Here is a 620-nt window from a genome sequence, read left to right as displayed (position 1 = left end):
GCGGTGGCAGCACCGACACGACGCCGCCGACGACCCCCGGCACCCCCACCGCCGCCAACCTCACCTCAACCGGAGCCACCCTCACCTGGACCGCCTCCACCGACACCGGCGGCAGCGGCCTCGCCGGCTACAACCTCTACCGCGAACAAGGCACCACCGACCCCCAACTCGGCCAATCCACCACCAACACCACCACCCTCACCGGACTCACCCCGAACACCCAATACCAGGTCTACATCCGCGCCCGCGACGGCGCCGGCAACCTGTCCCCCAACTCCACCCCCGTCACCTTCACCACCACCACCGGAGGCGGCCCAGGCGGCGGCTGCACCGCCACCGGCACCGTCCAGAACCAATGGAACAACGGCTACGTCACCCAGCCCGTCACCATCACCAACACCGGCACCACCCCCACCACCGGCTGGACCGTCACCTTCACCCTGCCCACCGGCCACACCATCTCCGGCTCCTGGAACGCCACCCTCACCACCAGCGGCCAGACCGTGACCGCCCGCGGCCTCCCCTACAACTCCACCCTCGCCCCCGGCGCCACCACCGCCTTCGGCTACCAGGCCACCCGCCCCAGCGGCAACACCCAGACCCCCACCACCTACACCTGC

The 620-nt window shown here is 71.0% G+C and carries 1 protein-coding gene; it reads left to right on the top strand.

All coding sequences use genetic code 11. The annotated features are described in order from the left end of the window. The coding region (locus MBA17_RS49060) for a cellulose binding domain-containing protein (protein ID WP_238505838.1) at window positions 1-620 on the top strand (620 nt) is incomplete at both ends.

Origin of the sequence: Dolomitihabitans soli, from assembly GCF_022213955.1 — a bacterium.
GTDB classification, from domain to species: domain Bacteria; phylum Actinomycetota; class Actinomycetes; order Streptosporangiales; family Streptosporangiaceae; genus Streptosporangium_A; species Streptosporangium_A soli.
Note: the sequence above shows the minus strand (reverse complement) of the source record. Positions and strands in the feature narration are given on the sequence as shown.